Source organism: Streptomyces sp. NPDC005722, from assembly GCF_040630935.1.
Lineage (GTDB): Bacteria > Actinomycetota > Actinomycetes > Streptomycetales > Streptomycetaceae > Actinacidiphila.
Window position 1 is genome coordinate 117,629 of the sequence record NZ_JBEXYN010000006.1, and the last position, 18,714, is coordinate 136,342.

An 18,714-nucleotide genomic window follows, 5' to 3' on the forward strand; every position below is an offset into this window, starting at 1 on the left:
CCGCCCGCCCCTCGCAGGGCGCACGCCCTAGGCGGACATCGGCCCCGCGGTGTCGTCGGTGGCGGCCTCCAGGTCGGGGAAGACCTCGAAGAGCCGGCGTACGCCGAGCGCGGCCAGCACCCGGTTGACGTGCGCGACGCCGTCGGAGGGGCTGTTCCGGGGGAGGATCAGGCGCAGTTGCCCGGCACAGGACCGCATCAGCCGCCGGGCGGCGATCAGCACGCCCACACCGCTGGAGTCGCAGAAGTGGACCCCGGCCAGGTCCAGCACCACACTGTGCCGTCCGTCGGCCACCGCGTCGTGCACGTGCTGGCGCACAACCGGCGCGGTCACGAGATCCATCTCCCCGGACACGGTCAGGACCACCCAACCGTCCCGTTCGTCCTGCAACACCTGCAATGCCACTGTCTGGCCCTTCTCCTGGCAGCGGTCGTACAGACCCTATGCCCCGCCGGAGCCGCTTCCCCGCAATCTTCCGGTCACACCCGGGTAACGCATTACCAGAATCGATCAGTTATGGCAGAAGCTTGCCGCAAGGCGCCGTACGTGGCAGCAATCGGCGGATACATTCGATCCGAGGCAGTGCGACCGTAGTAGGGCGACGGCGACAAAGGGGGAGACGCGATGGCGGCATCCGCACCACCCCGCTGGGACCGCAAGATGCAGCAGCGGCTCGCGCGCGGCGAGGAGGCCGCACTCGGAGAGCTGTACGACCGCTACGCCTCCCTCGTGCACAGCCTCGCCCACCGCGTCATGGACGACGAGGAGGCCGCCGCCCAGATCACCCGCGAGGTCTTCGGCTACATCTGGGAGAACCCGGACGCCTACGACCCCAAGCAGGGTTCGCTGCGCTCCTGGGTCGCCGGCCTCACCCAGCGCCAGGCCGTCCACCGGCTGCGCCAGTCCGAGAACCGCGGCGCCGGCACCCCCGAGCAGGTGGAGACCCGGGTCCGCGAGGCCTCGACGGCCGCCCGCGCCGACTACATCGTGACCTCCATGCCCGAACCCCTGCGCCAGGCCCTCGACCTCGCCTACCGCCGCCGCATGGACTACCGCGAGGCCGCCGCCGACCTCGGGGTCACCGAGGACGAGGCCCGCCGCCGCCTGCGGCTCGGACTCCAGTTGCTGTCCACCGCCGTCCAGGACTCCGCACCCCGGGGAAGGTCCCTGTGAACGGACCGGCCGAGAACGGCGAGACTCCCCCGCCCGGGACCAACCTGCCCCGGGTGCCGATGCCGCGCGGCGCCGCAGAGGACGGTCCGCTGCCCGAGGCCGGACCCGCGGCCCCGTCCCCGTCCTCACCCTCACCCGAGAGGGCCCGCGAGCCGGAGCGTGAACCCGCGCGGGAGCCCGCGCGGTCCGGCCCCCCGGAGTACGACCACCGCGTACTGCGCTCCCTGCTCGGCGCGTGGGCACTGTCAGCCTGCTCCCGCGACGAGGCCGGCGCCGTCGACGTCCACCTCACCGACTGCGCGCCCTGCGCCGAGGAGGCGATGCGGCTGCGCCGCGCGGTGGGCCTGCTGCACCAGGAGGAGTCCCTCGACCTCGACCCGCTGTTGCGCGCCCGGGTCCTGGAGGGCTGCCTGGGGCGCCGCCCGGCGCGCATCCCCGTCCCCGAGTGGGCCGCCCCCTACGACGCCGAGACCGCGCGCCTGGACGCGCTCCTCGCCGACCTCGGCGAACCCGAGTGGGACATGCCGGTCAAGCTGGTCTGGGCCGGCGGGGCGCGCGAGCTGACGCTCTGCGGCGTCCTCGCCCACCTCGGCTCGGTGGACGGCGTCGTCGCCACCGCCCTCGGCCTCGACGACCCGCTCGGCCCGGGCGCGCCCCGTACGCGCCTGGAGCGCACCGAGCTGGCCGGCGAGCGCTGCCGCCGCCACACGCACGCCTTCGTCCGCAACAAGTGGCGCACCCAGACCCGGGACATCGTGCGGACGCTGTCCTTCGCCGGGTCCGCGACCGGCGGCCTGCCGGTGGACTTCACCGACGCCGTGGTGCCGATGCGGGACGCCCTGATCGACCGCGCCTTCGAGTGCTGGATCCACGCCGAGGACATCGCGCAGGCCCTGGACTACCCCGAGTACGGACCGCCGGCGGCGCCGCACCTCAACCGCATGATCGACCTCGCGGCCCGGATGCTGCCCACCGCCCTGGCCGCGCTCCGGCAGGCGGGGCTGGCCGAGTCCTCCGCCCGTCTGGTGCGGGCCGGCGCCCCCGGCCGCACCCTCGACCTCCACGTCGAGGGCTCCGGCGGCGGTCACTGGTACATCTCCCTGGACTCGCCCGGCGCGATCGGCACCCCCGAGGCGGTGGTCGCCGAGATCGCCGTCGACCAGCTCGACTTCTGCCAGCTGGCCGCCGGCCACATCGCCCCCGGCCGCATCGCCGCCGGCCGCGACGGGGACGGCGCTGCGATCCGGGACGTCCTGTACGCCACGGCATCGTTGTCACGCCTCTAGGCCGCGCCCGCCCTCCAGCCCTCCCGCCGCGCGGGGCCTACCCCTTGCTCACCGCCGTCAGCACCTCCGGCAGCCGGCCCAGCAGACGGGGCGCCGCCGAACGGACCCCCGCCACCGCGAACGCGGCCCCGTAGAGGCAGCCCAGCGGCAGTACGAGCCACAGCGCGCCGTGCCGCCCCGAGACGTGGAGCCAGATCAGCACGCCGAGCACCGGAAGCGTGATCACCGCGCCCGTGAGCGCGCCCCCGACGAGGCTGAGCCACGCCAGGCTCGTCTGGCCCGGCGCGGCGGCGCTGCCGAAGCGGTTCTCCTGCGGCATGGAGTACGGGAAGCGCACGCTCGCCCAGGCGCCGGTGGCGACCAGCGCCCCGAGCAGCGCGAAGGAGAGCCCGAGCGTCTCGGCCACCGCGTCGGCCCGCCCCAGCAGGAAGGCCGCGCCGATGGTGACGACGGCCACGTACGGGACGCCCACCACCGCGATCGCCATGGCCCGCCCCCGCAGTTCCGCGTACGCGTCCGCGCGGGAGGAGATGGTCGCGGCGACCGTCCAGAAGGCGGAGCCGTCCATGCCGAACTGGTTGTACATCTGCAGCCCGAGCAGCCCGGCCGCCCAGCAGGCGGTGTAGACGCTGCCGTCCTGGACCGCCGAGACGAGCGGCAGCAGCAGCCCGACGGCCAGCGCGGTGGCCCAGGCGGCCTTGGTGCGCGGATCGCGCCAGGCGTAGCGGAACTGGCGCTCCATGACGGTGCCGGTGCGTCCCTCGGGGAACAGCCGGAACCGCGTCTCGCGGACGCTCGAGGGCCCCGCCTGGAGCGTGGAGGCGTCCGGGCGGGTCATCAGCCGGTCCAGGCTGGTGTGCCACCACAGGAGCACCAGGCCCACCGCGACCGCGGTCCAGGCGAGTTCGGCGACCGCGAGCCCGTACGAGCCCTCGCCCACCGACCGCACCGCGTCCAGCGCCGACGCCGGCGGCACCCAGCGCAGCACGGTGGTGAAACCGCTGATCCGCTCCAGACCGTTCCCCGAGGTCAGCGCGTTGGCGGCCAGGCTGACCAACTGGGCGCCCACCGCGATCAGCACGCCGCTGAGCACCGCCAGGTCGCGCCCCTTGCGGCTGGTCAGCAGGCGGGTGTTGGCCGCGGCGACGGCACGCGACAGGGCCACGCACATCAGCACGGCCAGCGGCACCGCGAGCACCGCGGCCACCGCCGAGGCGGCCCCCGCCACCACGGACACCGCCGCGCCGGCCACCACCAGGAGCGTCAGCAGCGGCCCGACGCCGACGAGCGAGGAGACCAGGAGCGCCCGGACCAGCGGCCACGGCCGCAGCGGCAGCATGGCCAGCCGGGTCGGGTCGAGGGTGTCGTCACCGCCGAAGACGAACAGCGGCATGACGGCCCAGCCGGCGCCGAGCACCACCCCGATGCCGACGGCCGCCGCGGGCGCGTACTCGTTGCCGTGCAGGAGGACGAGCCCCACGACCATGCCCAGCGCGTACAGCAGGGAGACCAGGGTGCCGACGATCCAGCCGACCCGGCGTCCGGTGGACTGGCGCAGCCCGTTGCGGAGGACCGACAGCTTGAGCCGTACGAAGGTCCCCGTCACGACCGGTCCGCCCCGGCCGGACCGCCCCCGGCGTTCGCCCCGCCGAGCCAGTCCAGGTCCTGCCCCGGGCCGCGGTCACGCGCGCCCACCAGGGTCAGGAAGGCGTCCTGCAGCGTCGGCGCCTGCCCGCGCACCTCGGCGATGGGGCCCTGCGCCACGATCCGGCCGGTGGCCATCACCGCCACCCAGTCGCACAGGCTCTCCACCAGCTCCATGACGTGCGAGGAGAAGACGACCGTCGCCCCGGACCCGGTGAAGCGCTCCAGCACCCCGCGGATCACCTGGGCGGAGACGGGGTCGACCCCCTCGAAGGGCTCGTCCAGGAAGAGCACTTCGGGGTTGTGGAGCAGGGCCGCGGCCAGGCCGATCTTCTTGCGCATGCCCGTCGAGTAGTCGACGACGAGCTTGTTGGCGGCGCCGGCCAGGTCGAGGACGTCGAGCAGTTGCGCGGCGCGGCGGTCGGTCTCCGCGCCCGGGATGCCGCGCAGCCGCCCCGTGTACGCCAGCAGTTCGCGGCCGGTGAGCCGTTCGAAGAGCCGCAGCCCCTCGGGCAGGACGCCGATGCGGGACTTCACGGCGACCGGGTCGCGCCAGACGTCGGCACCGCCGACCTCGATGAGGCCGTGGTCGGGCCGCAGCAGCCCGGTCACCATCGACAGGGTCGTGGTCTTGCCCGCCCCGTTGGGCCCCACGAGTCCCACGAAGTGCCCGGCGGGCAGGCTCAGGTCGATCCCGGCGACGGCGACCTGCTGCCCGAAGCGTTTCCACAGTCCCTGGACACGTACGGCGGGCGCGACGGATGCGTTCGGCATCCGCCCAGCCTATGCCGAGGGGGGTACGGCCCGGCTAGCGTCCGCGGCCGCAGGCGTAGGCGAGGGGGGAGATCAGTTCCTCGGTGTCCGGCAGCCACCGGTTGAGGGCCGTGGGCTGGCGCACCCACTGGACGACGCCGCCCGTCCCGAGCCGGGTGGGCGGGGCCGGCACCCAGTCGCCGTCGCCGCGCACCACCAGGTCGAGCGAGGACGGTGCCCAGCCGAGCCTGCGCAGCAGGTCCGGCGCCTTGGCGGCGGCCCCGGGCAGCACGAAGAAGATCATCCGGCGGGAAGGGGTCCCGAGCACCGGGCCGAGGGGCAGTTCCATGCGCTCCATGCGGGCCAGCGCGAGGCAGCCGGCGTCCTCGGGGACCTCGATCGCGTCGAAGGTGCGACCGGTGGGGAGCAGCACCGACGCGAGGGGCTGCCGCAGCCACATCCTGCGTACCGCGGCGCCGCTGCCGCTCGCCTCCCCCACCCAGCCGGGTCCGGACGGGTGCGCCCCGGGCGCGGGGCAGCCGGTGTCGCCGCAGGAACAGCGCGGGGTGCGCGGGACGCGCGCGCCGCCGCGGCCGGAGGGGGCGGCGTCCTCGACGAGCCAGGCACCGGGCAGCACATCCCAGTGCCGTTCGTCCGCGTACCCGACGGCGGCGTCGAGGAGTTGGCCGGCGATCCGCCGCGGGGCTGGGACGGTGTGTTCCACGGTGTCTTCCACGACCTTCACAACTGCCCTGCCCAGCGCGGGTTACGGGCAGTGAGGTCCCGGCCTCGCGGCTCATGGCGGGCGCACGGGAGCACGTGCGGGGGCGCGCGGTAGGGGGAGGTCCGACATCCGGGTAGTCACCCTTGCGTGTGTAGGCATGCATCCAGCCGCAAATTATGTCCTTTGCGGGGAATTTGAGTGGCGCGTACCGGGAAGGGATCTTCAGGAAGGGATCTTGAGGTCCCCAAAGCGGCAGCTGTGAGGGGGAGCCCATGGCCGCACGACCGCTCGTCGCCCGCCAGCCGAACGAACGGCTGCAGGCACTGATCCAGGAGGCAGGCTGCTCCAACGCCGGATTGGCCCGCCGGGTCAACATGTGCGGCGCGGAGCACGGCCTCGACCTGCGCTACGACAAGACCTCCGTGGCCCGCTGGCTACGCGGCCAGCAACCGCGGGGCCGGGCCCCGGCGATCATCGCCGAGGCCATCGGCCGCAAGCTCGGCCGCACCGTCACCATCGACGAGATCGGCATGGCCAACGGCAAGAACCTGGCCACCGGCGTCGGTCTGCACTTCTCACCCACCGTGCTCGGCGCGATCGAGCAGGTCTGCGAGTTGTGGCGGAGCGACGTCGGCCGCCGGGACTTCCTCACCGGCTCCAGCGTGGCGGCCTCGGCCCTGGTCGAGCCCAGCCGGGACTGGCTGATCACCCGCGCCGACGCCCAGGTCGCGCGGGCCGGCGGGCAGCGCGTGGGCATGTCCGACGTCGAGGCGGTACGGGCCACCACCCGCGCGCTCAACGAACTCGACCACCGCTTCGGCAGCGGTCACGTGCGCCCGGTGGTGGTGCACTACCTCAACAGCGTGGTCTCCGGGCTCCTCGCCGGCTCCTACCGCGAGGCGACGGGGCGTCAGCTCTTCTCCGCCGTCGCGCGCCTGACCGAACTCGCCGGCTACATGGCCGTCGACACCGGCCAGCCCGGCCTGGCGCAGCGCTACTACATCCAGGCGCTGCGGCTGGCGCAGGCCGCGGGCGACCGCGCGTACGGGGGCTACGTCCTGGCCGCCGGGATGAGTCACCTCGCCGCGCAGCTCGGCAACCCGCGCGAGATCGCCCAACTGGCCCGCGCCGCCCAGGAGGGCGCCCGCGGCCAGGTCACCGCCACCGCGCAGGCCATGTTCTACGCGGCGGAGGCGCGGGGCCACGCGCTGATGGGCGACGCGCGGGCCTGCGGGGCCGTCGCGGGACAGGCCGTGGAGGCGCTGGAGCGTTCCGAGCCGGGCGACGACCCCGACTGGATCCGGCACTTCGGGCCCGCCTACCTCGCCGACGAGCTCGCCCACTGCCACCGCGACCTCAACCAGGCGCCGCAAGCGGTGCGCCGGGCCGAGGAGGCGCTGGCCGGGCACGCCCCGGAGAAGGCCCGCCGCCGCGCGATCGGGCTGCTGCTGCTCGCCCAGGCCCAGGTCCAGCAACGGGAGGTCGAGCAGGCCTGCCACACCGGCGCCCGGGCCGTCGAGCTGCTCTCCACGCTCCGCACCAACCGCGGCGCGGAGTACCTCGACGACCTCCGCCTGCGCCTCCAGCCGTACGCGGCGGAGAACGCCGTCCGGGAGTTCGACGCCCGGCTGGAGGAGGAGGAACTGGCGGCGTGACGACACGGGGACGGGGGTGCCACACGCCCCCGTCCACCGAATCGTTACAGGAACGACATCAACCCCGCGGTAGGGGCACCCTGTTCTGCGACGCGGCGGCCGCCCGGACCCCACGGGACCGACCGCGGCGTGGTGACCCCCGAAGCAGACCCGGTAGCGTGAGCCGACGATTCCGTAGCGACGGAGAAGGCAGAGGTACCGGAGATGCACGGCGGACGCGGTGACGAGGCGTATCCGGAGGTGCACGAGGGCGTGGTGCTGCCCGCGGACGGGGGCATACCCGGCCCGGGAGCGGCCACGGCGTGGGGTACCGGCCCCGCGGCCGGGCAGCCGTGGGGCGAGCAGCCCCAGGCGTACGGCGCCCCGCAGCAGTCCCTCCCGGACTCCGACGCGACACAGCTCTTCCCGCCGTACCCGCAGGCCCGGCCGCCCATGCCGGCCCATGCGCCGCAGCAGCCCCCGGCGCCCCAGTACCAGCCCGGCCCTGTGGCGGACGCCACACAGATGCTGCCGCCGTACCCGATGGCCGACGCCTCCTACGGCGTGCACCCGGGCGCCCCGGCCGAGGCGGACGCCACCCAGCACCTGCCGCGCTTCGAGGACGCACAGGCCCCGCAGCAGGCCCCCGGCTACGGCTACCCGCACGACCCCCAGGGCCACCAGGGCCACCAGGGCCACGACGACGGGATGCTCGCGCCACAGCAGCCCCACGACGACTTCGGGCACCTCTACCGCCAGGACGGGCCGCCCGCGCAGCAGCCCGGCTACGCCGCGGCCCCGGACTACGGACAGCCCGCCTACGGACAGCCCGCGTACGGACAGCCCGCCTACGCGCCGCAGCCGTCCTACGACCACGACGAGCCCGCCCCGGCCCGCCGCAGGATGACCCCGGCCGCGCTGATCGGCATCGTCGTCGGCGGCTGTGCCGTGGCCGGTCTCCTCGCCGGCGCCCTGATGAGCGGCGGGGACGACAGCCCGACCGCCGGCGGCCAGTCCCCCGCGCCCTCGTCCAGCGCCTCGGCCCCGGCGTCCTCCGGGGGCGGCGGCGACGACGCGGCGGAGAAGCAGGCCAAGGGACTGGAGGCACTGCTCAAGACGAGCGGCAGCAACCGGACCTCGGTGATCAACGCGGTCGCCGGCATCAAGGGCTGCCGGAACCTCGACGGGGCCGCCGCCGATCTGCGGGCCGCCGCGCAGCAGCGCAACGACCTGATGGCACAACTGAAGTCGCTGCCGGTGGACAAGCTCCCCGCCCACCAGGAGCTCACCGACGCCCTCAACAAGGCGTGGACGGCCTCCGCTGCCGCCGACAACCACTACGCGGCCTGGGCCGACCAGGTGAAGAGCAGCAAGAAGCTCTGCCGTCACGACCAGGCGCGCCCGACCGGCCAGTACTCGGCGGGCAACACCCAGAGCGGCACGGCCACGCAGGCGAAGGCGCGTGCGGCGGCGCTGTGGAACCCCATCGCGAAGAAGTACGGGCTGACGCAGCACCAGGGCAGCCAGCTCTGACGCGGGTTCCCCGTGAAACGGCGGAGCGCCGGCGGCCGTGGCCGCCGGCGCTCCGGCTGTCTGGGGGTCCGGGGGTCCCCCGGCGTCGCGGGCCGCCGTTCCGGCGCCCGGCCGGGCGTCAGCCCGGGGCGTTCTCCAGGGTCTTCGTCACGTCCACGAAGCCCTTGCGCGCGGCGACCAGCCGGCCCTTCTCGACCTTCTGGAAGGTGACCCGGCCGTTGACCAGTCGCGGCTGCTCGATGATGGCGGCCGCGTCCTCGTCCCGCCAGCCGAGCGGGGGCGTGAGGCCGTCGGTGGAGACGTCGTGCGCCCCGTCCAGCGCCTTCTTCAGCGTCGGCGCCGTGACCGCCTGGTCCTTGCCCATCTTCTCGATGACCTCGGTGAGGGCGGTGTAGGCGATCCATGTCGTCTGCACGCCCGGGTCGTTCGGGTCGATGTCGTTGTCGCCGAAGGCGTACCGCTTGATCGTGTTCCGCATCAGCGCCCAGCGCGAGTCGGAGGCCGGCGGGTACCAGCCGGTGATGTAGGCGCCCTCCAGCGGGCTGTTCTTTCCGCCGGTGCTGTCGAGGGTGGACTGCTGGACGCTGCCGAGGACGGAGGCGATCCGCGCCTGGGGGCCGTCCTCCAGGCCGGAGAGCGGGTCGGTGGTCGTCGTGCGGCGGAAGGCGTCGAAGAAGGTGGCGGTCTTGTCGCCGAGCGCGGCGCTCACGCAGTCGCCGGGCTTGTTGGAGCCGATGGCCTGCCGGGATATCGCGTTGTAGTCGGTGGCGTCCTCGGCGGCGCGCAGGTCGGTGGCTCCGGAACGGCCCGCGGCGCGCAGGCCCGCGTCGAGGAAGCGCACGAAGAGGTCGCCCGCGGCCGTGTCGGGGCGTACGAGGCTCACCTTGTCGCACTTGCCCGCCAGTTGACTGCCGGCACCGGCCATCAGCGCGGGCAACCCGCCGTTGACGGGGTAGGAGAGCGGGCTCTCGAACTCGTCCTGGGTGATGCCGTAGCCGCCGAGGTACGGGATGCCCTCGGCCTCGAGCGTGGTGGTGAAGGCGGCGCCGTACTGGCTGTAGGAGCCGACGACCGCGACCGCGCCCGCGTCGGCGGCCTGCTCGGCGCAGTCGCCGGCGCCGATCGCGGTGTTGTGGTCGTTGCAGGTGATGACCTTCAACTCCCGGCCGGCGATGCCGCCGCGGGCGTTGACGTACTTCGCGTAGGTCTTGGCCATCGCCGGCATACCCGGCATGTTGGTCGCGTTGGTGTTCTGCGGCGCCCAGGTCATGACGACGATCGGGCCGGTGGTGCCGCCCGTCCCCCCGGGGAGCGTGCCGCATCCTGCGAGCAGGGCGACGCCGGCGATCGCCGACACGAACGGAACGGCTCTGCGTGTGCGGCAATCACTCATGGAATGGGAAGATTCCGCGTTTTCCGCAACGCCAGGGTGAACGCGAGGGAACGGAGGGTCACCATCGGGTGAACAGAGTGTGTGGAGCGGGGAGCACGTACGATCGTGCACTGTGCAGAGTACGGAGAAGTCTTCCCGCCGCGGCACCCGCTCGTCCACGATGGGGGGCATGCCGCTCAACGACATGCCCTGGTGGCGCTGGCGCGCGAACGTGCGCTCGGCGCTGCACATGATCAGCGACCCGGTGTTCCAGCGTGACGTCTGGCTCGCCGGGCAACCGAACTACGGCGACGTGACCGACGCCGTCTACCGCCTCGTCGAGGACACCTGGCTGGACAACTGGTCCGCGGAGAAGTACGTGGGCACCGTCTTCCGGGACTCCCAGGAGGCGGCCCTGGTCGACGTGGCCGTGCTGCGGGTGCTGAAGATCCTGCACCAGGTGGGCGCGGACGCCCCCGTCTCCGCGTACCTGGAGAACCACGCCTGGCCGGAGGCGGTGCGGGCGGCCCGCGAGGCGCACGTGCGGCTGGCGACCGGGGACGGCGAGGACCCGGACACGCCGCCGCGTTCACTGGAAATCCTCAAGATCTACACACGCACGGCCTGAGCCCTCGGCACCGCCGTCCGCTCCCGCCGGCCCGTGTCGCCGGCCCGTGCCGTCGTCGCGCGCGGCCTTCCGTCGCGCCGCGAACCGGCGTGAGCGCCGCGGCAGCCGGGTGCCACCTGCGACGACACCCGGACGCCCGGCTGGCGGACGGCTTGGAACGGTGGGGCGACTTTGTGCGACGCTAGCCCCGTGAACGCCGCCGACGAGTCGCAGCCGCAGCCCCAGGACCAGCAGTACATCCTCACCCTGTCGTGCCCCGACAAGGCGGGCATCGTGCACGCCGTGTCGAGCTACCTCTTCATGACCGGGTGCAACATCGAGGACAGCCAGCAGTTCGGCGACCACGACACCGGGCTGTTCTTCATGCGGGTGCACTTCTCGGCGGGCCACCCGGTCACCGCCGACAAGCTGCGGGCCAGCTTCGCGGCCGTCGCCGACGCCTACGCCATGGACTGGCAGATCACGCCCTCCGCCGAGCGGATGCGCGTCATCCTGATGGTCAGCAAGTTCGGGCACTGCCTCAACGACCTGCTCTTCCGCACCAGCATCGGCGCGCTGCCGGTGGAGATCGCCGCCGTGGTCTCCAACCACACCGACTTCGCCGAACTGGCGGGTTCCTACGACGTCCCCTTCCACCACATCCCGGTGACGAAGGAGAACAAGGCCGAGGCCGAGGCGGAGCTGCTCTCGCTGGTGGAGAAGGAGAACGTCCAACTGGTCGTCCTCGCCCGCTACATGCAGGTGCTGTCGGACCACCTCTGCAAGGAGCTCTCCGGCCGGATCATCAACATCCACCACTCCTTCCTGCCCAGCTTCAAGGGCGCCCGGCCCTACCACCAGGCCCATGCCCGCGGGGTGAAGCTGATCGGCGCGACGGCGCACTACGTCACCGCCGACCTCGACGAGGGCCCGATCATCGAGCAGGAGGTCGAGCGGGTGGGCCACGAGGTCAACCCGGAGCAGCTGGTCGCCATCGGCCGCGACGTGGAGTGCCAGGCCCTGGCGCGCGCCGTGAAGTGGCACAGCGAGCACCGCGTCCTGCTCAACGGCCGCCGCACGGTCGTCTTCGCCTGACCGCCGCCGCCGCTCCCCGCTCAGCGCTCCCCTCCCGGCGTCCCGCGCCCGGTCAGGCCTGGCACACCGGCAGACCCGCCACGTCCGCCAGGAAGGTCTCGACCGCCGCGTACCAGGCCTCGGGCTGGTCCCAGGGGACGAGGTGCCCGGCGTCGGGGATCTCCGCGTACGAGCCCCGGGGCAGCACCCGCACCATCTCCTGGGCCTCGGCACGGCCCAGCTCGCCGTCCCAGCCGCGGACGACGAGGGCGGGGCAGGACACCTGGGCCAGCTCGTCCCAGTGGGCGTCGTGGATCCAGGACTCACGGGAGCGCAGCATGTGCCGCCGCGCGAACACCGGGCGCCAGCCGTCGGCGTGCTCCTCCATCACCTCGGCGAAGAACTCCCCCCGTGCCGGGCGTGAGCCCTCCAGCCAGGGATCCTCCTCGCCGAACCAACGGCGCACCGCGTCGGGCCCGGGGAAGGGCAGCGGCCAGGCCCCGAACCAGTCCTCCCAGCGGCGCTGGCTCGCCTCCCCGAGGGCCACCGCCCGCATGTCGCACAGGACCACGGCCCGCACCAGCGACGGCCGGCGGGCGGCGAGCTGCCAGGCGGTGAGGGCACCCATCGAGTGCCCCACGACGGTGACCGGCGCGAGCCCCAGCTGTTCGACGACTGCGGCCGCGTCGGCCACGTAGGCGTCCCGCGTGTAGGGCCCCTCGGGCTTGGCGCTACCCCCGTGACCGCGCTGGTCCAGGGCGACCACCCGGTGGCGGACGGCGAGCCGGCGGGCGGTGCCGGCCCACTGGGAGGCCCGTCCCATCAGGCCGTGCAGCAGCAGGACGGCGGGCCGCGGGGCTTCCCCGGTCACCGCCCCGGGCCCGGGGACGGACCCGTCGGCGTACTCCCACGCCGTGAGCGGGAGGCCGCCCGCTCCGGTGACTTCGACGCGCCTGACCATGTGCCGCACCCCCTGGTACGTGACGTTCAGACCCCCACGTTATCGAAAGCCTGTTCTATACGCGTCTTCACACGCGCAACACCGCTCTTTCGAGTGACAACGCTCAAGGATTGCCGGCCCGCGCCGAGGGGAGGACTTCAGCGGGACGCGGCCCGGCGGGGAAGACGGGCAGCGGGGAGCCACCCGGACAGCTCGGGGATCCGGGTGGCCTCCACGGGGGCCCAGGGGAGGGGACGGGGGAATCGGGGGAGGAAGGGACTCCGGCGCATGGGGAGGCGCCGGGGTCCCTCGGACAAGGCCCCGCACCTGCGGCGCCCACGGCCCCACTGATCAAGCCGGCATCGGGCAAGGGCCGGGAGGAACGCAGGGAGGCACCCCGGCCGTCCGGCCCACGGCGCGGAACGGCACGGACCCGGCGCAGCACCTGCACCCCCTCGCCCCGGAACAACGACGCGACCGACCGACCGGCCGGCGGGGAACCCCGACGCACCGGTTCCGTCACCTGCCGCCTCCGGCACGAACCCCGCCCGCACGCACCCGAAAGGCGCGCCGGACCGTGGAGGAGTCCCGGGGAACGGGGGTCCTAGCGCTTGGCGACGAACACGTGCGAGGCGGTCTCCGTGCTCAGCTCCGCGGCCTCGCCGCCGCTGCCGACCAGCACGCCGCCCGCCGACGGGGTCACCGACACCACCGCGCCCGGCTGCACACCGGCCCGCCGCAGGGTGTACATCAGCTGGGCGTCCGTCTGGATCGGCTCGCCGATCCGCCGCACGACCACGCTCGCGCCCGCCTGGCCCGTCTCCAGGTCGATCAGGCTGACCATGCCCTCGTCCAGGAAGGGGTCCGCGCCGTCCTTCTCGCCGAGTTCCTCCAGGCCGGGGATGGGGTTGCCGTACGGCGACTCCGTCGGGTGCCGCAGCAGCTCGAGGACGCGGCGCTCGACCGCCTCGCTCATCACGTGCTCCCAGCGGCACGCCTCGGCGTGCACGTGCTCCCACTCCAGCCCGATGACGTCGACCAGCAGGCACTCGGCCAGCCGGTGCTTGCGCATCACGCGCGTCGCGATCCGCCGGCCCTCGGAGGTCAGCTCCAGATGCCGGTCGCCCGCGACGTGCACCAGCCCGTCCCGCTCCATGCGCGCGACGGTCTGACTGACCGTCGGTCCGCTCTGGTCGAGCCGTTCGGCGATTCGGGCGCGCATGGGGACGACACCCTCCTCCTCCAGCTCAAGGATGGTGCGGAGATACATCTCCGTCGTGTCGATCAGTCCGGACATGCGTGCCCCTCGGTGGCTCGTACGTGGCCCTGGACTCAATTCTGACGCATGCGACCGACAACCGGGGCCCTGTGGTTGACAGGCGGACGCCGCGGCAGCACGGTTCTCGGCATGACCGATCTGGCCGCCACATATTTCGATGCCGCCATCGCACTGCTGAGGCGCGTGAGGGACGAGGAGTCCGCGGGGATCGAGGCGGCCGCGGCCGCGCTCGCGGACACCGTGGCGAACGGGGGGCGGGTGTTCGCCTACGGCGCGGGGCACTCCTCGCTCCCCGCCCAGGACGTCGTCTACCGCGCGGGCGGCCTCGCCCTGGTCAACCTGCTGGCCGTGCCGGGCGCGGTCGGCGTGGACGTCGTCCCCGCCACCCTGGGCAGCGCCCTCGAACAGGTCGGCGGCCTGGCCCGCGTCGTGCTGCGCAGTTCCCCCGCCCGGGCGGGGGACCTCCTGGTGGTCATCTCCCTCTCCGGCCGCAACCCGCTCCCGGTGGAGATGGCGCTGGAGGCGAAGGCGCTCGGGATGACGGTGATCGGCGTCACATCGGTGGCGTACGCGAAGGAGACGCACTCACGGCACGCGAGCGGCACCTTCCTGAAGGACCACTGCGACGTCGTCGTGGACAGCAAGATCGCGCCGGGGGACGCCGAGCTGTCCGTGCCGGGGATCCCGGCCCCGTTCGGCCCGGCCTCCACCGTGGTGACCAGCGCGCTGATGCAGGCCGTCGTGGCCACGGCCGCGGCGGACCTGGCGGAACGCGGCGTCACCCCGCCCATGCTCCGCTCGGGCAACGTCGACGGCGGCCACGAGTGGAACGCCGAGGTCTTCGAGCAGTACGCGGACCGGATCTTCTACCGCCACTGAGCGCTCAGGCCGCCGCTGGACCGTCGTCGGACCGCCGTCGGACCGCCACCGGTAACGCCGCCGGGCCCGCCGTCACACCCGCGGCGCCAGGTCGAGGCAGGCCGCCGCACGCAGCGCGACGTCCTCGGCGAAGGCGGCGTCCGCGCGGTCGAAGGGACGGCGGCCCGCGCCGCGCAGGAAGGTGAGCACGCCGAGCGTGCGACCGCGGCTGCGCAGCACGGCGCACAGCCCGTGGACGGTGCCGTCGGGCCAGCGCCGCGCGGCCGCCCAGCTGTCGACCTGGGCCCGTGAGGCGGGCTCCGCGGCCGCGGCCCCGAAGCCGGCCCGGACGGAGCCCGTGCGCGCGACCGCCTGCAGGGCGGGGTGACCCTCGCCGTACCGGACCGGGATGCCGCCGGACACCGGCAGGCAGGGCCCGGCTCCGCCGGGGGGCGTGGCGGCGGCCCGGACGAGGCGCACCCCGTCGGGCGCGAGCACGTCGAGCAGGGCGTGCTCGGCGAACCCGGCGAGGGCGAAGTCCACGTAGCAGGTGGCCGCCTCCAGGCGGTCCTCGCACTCGGCGACGGCCAGCGCGGCGCGGTGCAGCTGGTTGCTGCGGAAGCGCAGCCGCGCCGCCTCCTGCTCGGCGAGCTTGGTGTCGGTGATGTCGTGGAAGAGCCACCCGACACCGAGGGGCACCGGTTCCTCGCCCAGCGGCGAGCCGAGCCGCACGAAGCCGCTGCGCCAGCAGCAGCGTGCGCCGCCGTCCGCCCGCAGGCCCACCCACAGCTCGCTGGGCGCGGGGGGCGCGCCCTCGGCGAGCACGTGCTGCAGGGCGCTCTCCAGTTCCTCCGCGCCCTGGTCGAGGAAGTCGCCCAGCGGCCGCCCGAGCGGCGCGTCCCGGCTGGTGCGCAGCACACGGGCGGCGTACGCGTTGACGACGACGGGACGCAGGTCGGCGTCGACGAGGACGACCCCGCACGGCGCGTCGTCGAAGAGGGCCTCGCTGAGGGCTATCGAGCGCTCCAGGTCGATCTGCGCGTGCACCTCGGAGAAGGCGCAGTAGACGCCCGCGGGACGTCCGTCGGGGCCGTGCACGGCGGCGGCCTGGGTCCGCACCAGCACGCGGCGGCCGTCCTTGGTCAGCAGCGCGAACTCGTGGACCTGGCGGCCCTCCGCGTCCATGGCGCCGAGCAGCCGTCCGCGCACCTCCTCGGCGTCGGCGGTGCGCGCCGCCCAGCCGGCGAACCCGCGCCGGCCGACGGCCTCCTCCGCGGTCCAGCCCAGGATGCGGGTGGCCTCGGAGTTCCAGTGCGTGATCACTCCGTCGCGGTCCAGGGCACAGAGTCCGGCCTCCATGCCGTCGAGGAGCGCGGCGAGCAGCTGCGGCGTCGCATCGAATGACTGCACGTCTGGACATTCAACCCCTGTGTGACCGACGACACAGGAACTTCACGAAATTCGGTCGCCTCGGGACCGCCCTCCCCGGGGCGGGAAAAAAACCGCTTGTCGTCCGCCGGACCGTTTCCTAGGGTTGCGAGCACACATGAAGGGAGGTGGTCCGGAGAATGATTTCCCATCGGACGCGTGAGGTGACTGCGGGCTGACGCCTGCGTTCCTCGCCTGCGCGCGATGTGCGCAGCGGGCCAATTCATCGCAGTCACCCGACCCGCGGGCTCGTCGGATTCGTCCGGCCGATGCCCGGACGGCTCGCCGTCCGGGAAGCAGCCCGCGGGTCGTCTGCGTCCACGGGCGGTGAACGCTCCCGCCCTTCAGGGCGACAGGCGCCGTACCGTCCAGCCGCCCTCCCCCGCGGTGTACACCAGACGGTCGTGCAGCCGGTTCTCGCGTCCCTGCCAGAACTCCACGCCCCGCGCGACGACCCGGAAGCCTCCCCAGTGCGGCGGCACGGGCACCTCCGTGCCCTCGGGGTAGCGGGCCGCCAGCTCCTCGTAACGGTGTTCCAGCTCCTCCCGCGAGCCCACCACCGACGACTGCGCGCTCGCCCAGGCGCCGATCCGCGAGCCGTGCGGCCGGGTGCGGAAGTACGCCTCGGTCTCCTCGCGCGAGACGCGTTCGACGTCCCCCGCCACGATCACCTGGCGGGCGATCGGGTGCCAGGGGAAGAGCAGCGAGGCGTGGGGCCGTTCGGTGAGCTCGCGGCCCTTCCTGGAGCCGTAGTTGGTGAAGAAGACGAAGCCGCGGTGGTCGTAGCTCTTCAGCAGGACGGTGCGCGAGCTGGGCAGCCCGTCGGCCCCCGCGGTGGAGACCACCATGGCGTTGGGCTCGTCGACGCGGGCGTTGACGGCGTCGGCGAACCAGTGCGCGAACTGGGTGTACGGGTCGCCGGCCAGCTCGGCCTCGGTCAGTCCGTGGGCGCGGTACTGCTTGCGCATGGCGGCGGGGTCGTGGTGGCTGTGCTGCACCCGCACATCTTGCAGCACGGCGGCGGCACCGTGTGCCGGACGCTGCGGGGGAACCCACGCGGGAAGTCCCCGCAACATGTGCCGGACCTCACGCTTCACGTCACCTGCCGCAGGGGACAGACTTACAGCCGGGTATCCGTGCCCTCTCGACATCGGGGGATGTCGTACGGGGCACCGAGTGCCGACCCCCGTGCACCACCCCGCGTGCCACAAGCACCACCGGATCGTCGACCGCATCAAGAGGAGCCGCCTGATGTCCGACTTCGTACCCGGACTCGAGGGAGTCGTCGCCTTCGAGACGGAGATCGCCGAACCCGACAAGGAGGGCGGCGCCCTGCGCTACCGCGGGGTGGACATCGAGGACCTGGTGGGCCACGTCTCCTTCGGGAACGTGTGGGGCCTGCTGGTCGACGGTGCGTTCAACCCCGGCCTGCCGCCCGCCGAGCCCTTCCCGATCCCCGTCCACTCCGGCGACATCCGCGTCGACGTCCAGTCGGCGCTGGCCATGCTCGCCCCGGTGTGGGGACTGAAGCCGCTGCTGGACATCGACGCCGAGCAGGCCCGCGAGGACCTCGCCCGCGCGGCCGTCATGGCGCTGTCGTACGTGGCGCAGTCGGCGCGCGGCCAGGGGCTGCCCATGGTGCCGCAGAGCGAGATCGACAAGGCGGAGACGGTCGTCGAGCGCTTCATGATCCGCTGGCGCGGCGAGCCCGACCCCAAGCACGTCAAGGCCGTGGACGCCTACTGGACCTCCGCCGCCGAGCACGGCATGAACGCCTCGACCTTCACCGCCCGGGTGATCGCCTCCACGGGCGCCGACGTCGCGGCGGCGCTGTCCGGCGCGGTCGGCGCCATGTCGGGCCCGCTGCACGGCGGTGCGCCCTCCCGCGTGCTGGGCATGATCGAGGAGATCGAGCGGACCGGCGACGCCGAGGCGTACGTGAAGCAGGCCCTCGACAAGGGCGAACGCCTGATGGGCTTCGGCCACCGGGTCTACCGGGCGGAGGACCCGCGGGCGCGGGTGCTGCGCCGTACGGCCAGGGAGCTGGGCGCCCCCCGCTTCGAGATCGCGGAGGCGCTGGAGAAGGCCGCCCTGGAGGAGCTGCACTCCCGTCGCCCGGACCGCGTCCTGGCGACCAACGTGGAGTTCTGGGCCGCGATCATCCTGGACTTCGCCGAGGTCCCGGCCCACATGTTCACCTCGATGTTCAGCTGCGCCCGCACCGCCGGCTGGTCGGCGCACATCCTGGAGCAGAAGCGCACCGGCCGCCTGGTGCGCCCCTCGGCCCGCTACGTCGGCCCGGGCTCCCGGGACCCGCGCGAGGTCGAGGGCTACGCGGACATCGCACGCTAGGCCGTGTCGTCACATGCCCGCCTGCCCCACGGTGCCTGGCACGGCACCTCGCTGCGT

General features: G+C 73.6%; 17 protein-coding genes. 8 read left to right on the top strand and 9 right to left on the bottom strand.

The window, feature by feature from the left end; genetic code table 11:
* Window positions 1-27: 27 nt before the first annotated feature.
* Window positions 28-405: an STAS domain-containing protein gene (locus ABZ479_RS10070; RefSeq protein ID WP_499599914.1), complete on the bottom strand. Its 378-nt coding sequence runs from the start codon at window positions 403-405 to the stop codon at window positions 28-30.
* A gap of 219 nt (window positions 406-624) precedes the next feature.
* Between ABZ479_RS10070 and ABZ479_RS10075 the strand changes: the two genes are divergently transcribed.
* Together ABZ479_RS10075 and ABZ479_RS10080 are read left to right on the top strand one after the other, a co-directional pair.
* Window positions 625-1,173, top strand: a complete 549-nt coding sequence (locus tag ABZ479_RS10075; RefSeq protein ID WP_500461079.1) for a sigma-70 family RNA polymerase sigma factor — start codon at window positions 625-627, stop codon at window positions 1,171-1,173.
* Complete coding sequence (locus tag ABZ479_RS10080) at window positions 1,170-2,459, top strand: maleylpyruvate isomerase N-terminal domain-containing protein (RefSeq protein ID WP_500461080.1); 1,290 nt, start codon at window positions 1,170-1,172, stop codon at window positions 2,457-2,459. Before ABZ479_RS10075 ends, ABZ479_RS10080 begins: the two co-directional genes overlap by 4 nt.
* A 37-nt stretch (window positions 2,460-2,496) precedes the next feature.
* Here ABZ479_RS10080 and ABZ479_RS10085 read toward each other — a convergent pair whose 3' ends face one another.
* The 3 genes from ABZ479_RS10085 to ABZ479_RS10095 are packed head-to-tail and all read right to left on the bottom strand — an operon-like array spanning window position 2,497 to window position 5,580.
* Entirely contained in the window at window positions 2,497-4,065 is a 1,569-nt protein-coding gene (locus ABZ479_RS10085) for a transporter (RefSeq protein ID WP_500461081.1), read from the bottom strand.
* Window positions 4,062-4,877, bottom strand: a complete 816-nt coding sequence (locus ABZ479_RS10090) for an ABC transporter ATP-binding protein (protein WP_500461083.1) — start codon at window positions 4,875-4,877, stop codon at window positions 4,062-4,064. The genes ABZ479_RS10085 and ABZ479_RS10090 overlap by 4 nt, the downstream gene beginning before the upstream one ends.
* A gap of 34 nt (window positions 4,878-4,911) precedes the next feature.
* On the bottom strand, window positions 4,912-5,580 hold the full coding sequence (locus ABZ479_RS10095; RefSeq protein WP_500461085.1) for a bifunctional DNA primase/polymerase: 669 nt from the start codon (window positions 5,578-5,580) through the stop codon (window positions 4,912-4,914).
* 272 nt (window positions 5,581-5,852) lie between these two features.
* Between ABZ479_RS10095 and ABZ479_RS10100 the strand changes: the two genes are divergently transcribed.
* Both ABZ479_RS10100 and ABZ479_RS10105 read left to right on the top strand, forming a co-directional pair.
* Window positions 5,853-7,235, top strand: coding sequence for an NsdA family TPR-like regulatory protein (locus ABZ479_RS10100; RefSeq protein WP_500461086.1), 1,383 nt, complete (start codon window positions 5,853-5,855; stop codon window positions 7,233-7,235).
* 204 nt (window positions 7,236-7,439) lie between these two features.
* Window positions 7,440-8,747, top strand: a complete 1,308-nt coding sequence (locus ABZ479_RS10105) for a hypothetical protein (protein ID WP_500461087.1) — start codon at window positions 7,440-7,442, stop codon at window positions 8,745-8,747.
* A 118-nt stretch (window positions 8,748-8,865) separates the two neighbouring features.
* Here the strand turns inward: ABZ479_RS10105 and ABZ479_RS10110 are convergent, their stop codons facing one another.
* Window positions 8,866-10,104 (bottom strand): ABC transporter substrate-binding protein, encoded by a 1,239-nt coding sequence (locus ABZ479_RS10110; RefSeq protein ID WP_500461089.1) that lies wholly within the window; start codon window positions 10,102-10,104, stop codon window positions 8,866-8,868.
* Between the two features lie 196 nt (window positions 10,105-10,300).
* Between ABZ479_RS10110 and ABZ479_RS10115 the strand changes: the two genes are divergently transcribed.
* Both ABZ479_RS10115 and purU read left to right on the top strand, forming a co-directional pair.
* Window positions 10,301-10,747, top strand: coding sequence for an SCO4402 family protein (locus ABZ479_RS10115; protein ID WP_500461281.1), 447 nt, complete (start codon window positions 10,301-10,303; stop codon window positions 10,745-10,747).
* Window positions 10,748-10,936: 189 nt separating this feature from the next.
* Entirely contained in the window at window positions 10,937-11,821 is an 885-nt protein-coding gene (gene purU / locus ABZ479_RS10120) for a formyltetrahydrofolate deformylase (protein ID WP_499599901.1), read from the top strand.
* Between the two features lie 52 nt (window positions 11,822-11,873).
* On the opposite strand, the gene ABZ479_RS10125 is transcribed toward purU, so the two are convergent.
* Complete coding sequence (locus ABZ479_RS10125; RefSeq protein ID WP_500461091.1) at window positions 11,874-12,761, bottom strand: alpha/beta fold hydrolase; 888 nt, start codon at window positions 12,759-12,761, stop codon at window positions 11,874-11,876.
* A gap of 583 nt (window positions 12,762-13,344) precedes the next feature.
* Window positions 13,345-14,037 (bottom strand): iron-dependent transcriptional repressor DtxR, encoded by a 693-nt coding sequence (locus tag ABZ479_RS10130; protein WP_018559992.1) that lies wholly within the window; start codon window positions 14,035-14,037, stop codon window positions 13,345-13,347.
* A gap of 111 nt (window positions 14,038-14,148) precedes the next feature.
* Between ABZ479_RS10130 and ABZ479_RS10135 the strand changes: the two genes are divergently transcribed.
* Window positions 14,149-14,898, top strand: a complete 750-nt coding sequence (locus ABZ479_RS10135) for an SIS domain-containing protein (RefSeq protein ID WP_499599899.1) — start codon at window positions 14,149-14,151, stop codon at window positions 14,896-14,898.
* 72 nt (window positions 14,899-14,970) lie between these two features.
* Here the strand turns inward: ABZ479_RS10135 and ABZ479_RS10140 are convergent, their stop codons facing one another.
* Together ABZ479_RS10140 and pdxH are read right to left on the bottom strand one after the other, a co-directional pair.
* A complete protein-coding gene (locus tag ABZ479_RS10140) occupies window positions 14,971-16,287 on the bottom strand; it encodes a PAS domain-containing protein (protein WP_500461092.1) in 1,317 nt (438 codons plus the stop codon).
* Window positions 16,288-16,649: 362 nt separating this feature from the next.
* Window positions 16,650-17,273: a pyridoxamine 5'-phosphate oxidase gene (pdxH, locus tag ABZ479_RS10145; RefSeq protein WP_500461282.1), complete on the bottom strand. Its 624-nt coding sequence runs from the start codon at window positions 17,271-17,273 to the stop codon at window positions 16,650-16,652.
* 283 nt (window positions 17,274-17,556) lie between these two features.
* Here pdxH and ABZ479_RS10150 point away from each other — a divergent pair, with 283 nt between their 5' ends.
* Window positions 17,557-18,657, top strand: a complete 1,101-nt coding sequence (locus ABZ479_RS10150; RefSeq protein ID WP_500330329.1) for a citrate synthase 2 — start codon at window positions 17,557-17,559, stop codon at window positions 18,655-18,657.
* Window positions 18,658-18,714 lie beyond the last annotated feature (57 nt).